We start from the raw sequence: 1,499 nt of genomic DNA on the forward strand, positions 1-1,499 counted from the left end.
GCCTGCACGACCATGAACACGGTCGCACCCTGCGCCCGCGCCACCTCCAGCAGCCGGGCGTGCACCGCGGCCGGCACCTCCACCGGCACCACGTGGCCGCGGCGGCTCGCCACCGCCGGGCGGCGGCGGTCGACGGGCAGCACCAGCTCGTCGGGCAGGTCCGCGAGGGTGCCTCGCCAGTACGCGACCTGCCGCGAGATGACGCTGCCCGGGTCGGTCTCGTCACCGAGGAGGTCCCGCTGCCAGAGGGCGTAGTCGGCGTACTGCACCGGCAGCGGCTGCCAGTCGGGTGCGTGCCCGGCGCGGCGTGCGGCGTAGGCGGTGGAGACGTCGGCGGCGAGGGGACGGGTCGACCAGCCGTCGCCGGCGATGTGGTGGACCACGACGACGAGGACCCATTCGCCGGTGCCGTCGCCGAACAGCCACGCCTTGATCGGCAGGTCGGCGGCCAGGTCGAACGTGGTCTGTGCGGCCGCCTCGACGGCCGCGGGAAGCTCCTCCGCCGGGACGTGGACCCGCTCCAGCCGCCAGTCGAGCTCGTCGGCGGGGATGATCCGCTGGTACGGCTGCCCGCCGACGGCGGCGAAGACGGTGCGGAGGACCTCGTGGCGGCCGATGACGTCCCGCAGCGCGGCCTCGAGGGCGGCCGGGTCGATGTCGCCGGAGAGGGCGACGACCTCCGGGATGTTGTGGGTGGCGCTCGGGCCTTCGAGCTGCCAGAGGAACCAGAGGCGCTGCTGCGCGTAGGACAGCGGGAGCCGCTCGGGTCGGTCCCAGGGTGCCAGCGGGGTCCGGGCGGCCTCGGCGCCGGGGAGCCGGCGGGCCAGCCCGGCCGGGGTGGAGGCTTCGAACATGGCGCGCAGCGGCACCTCGACGCCGAACACGGCGCGGATGCGGCTGACGAGCCGGACCGCGAGGAGGGAGTGCCCGCCGAGAGCGAAGAAGTCACCGTCGACCGGCACGCTGCCCAGGCCGAGGACGTCGGCGAACGCCTGGCAGAGCAGCTCCTCCCGGACGTTCGCCGGGCCGCGTCCGCTGCCGCCCTCGAAGTGCGGTGCGGGGAGCGCCTTGCGGTCGAGCTTGCCGTTGACGGTCAGCGGCAGCTCGTCCAGGGTCACGAACGCGGCCGGCACCATGTACTCCGGCAGCCGCGCCGCCGTGAAGTCGCGCAGGCCGTCCGCGCTGCCGACGACGTAGGCGACGAGCCGCTCCTCGCGGAGCAAGACCACCGCCTGCGAGACGCCCGGGTGCTGCTGGAGGACGGCTGCGATCTCCCCCGGCTCGATCCGGAACCCGCGCAGCTTCACCTGCTCGTCGGCCCGGCCCAGGAACACCAACTGCCCATCGACCGTCCACCGCACCAGGTCACCGGTACGGTACAACCGTCCGGCCCCAAACGGATCCGCGACGAACCGCTCCGCCGTCAACGTCGGCCGGTTCAGGTAGCCACGCGCCAACTGCGTGCCCGCCAGGTACAACTCACCCGCCACACCCACCGG

At 74.2% G+C, this 1,499-nt stretch carries 1 protein-coding gene; it reads right to left on the reverse strand.

Features of this window, described 5'->3' with window-relative positions; all coding sequences use genetic code 11:
• Positions 1-1,490, reverse strand: a 1,490-nt coding sequence (locus AB0I21_RS57465; protein ID WP_360574530.1) for a condensation domain-containing protein, incomplete at its 3' end; no start/stop codon positions are given.
• Positions 1,491-1,499: the final 9 nt, after the last annotated feature.

Source organism: Dactylosporangium sp. NPDC050588 (assembly GCF_040654975.1).
GTDB lineage: Bacteria > Actinomycetota > Actinomycetes > Mycobacteriales > Micromonosporaceae > Dactylosporangium > Dactylosporangium maewongense.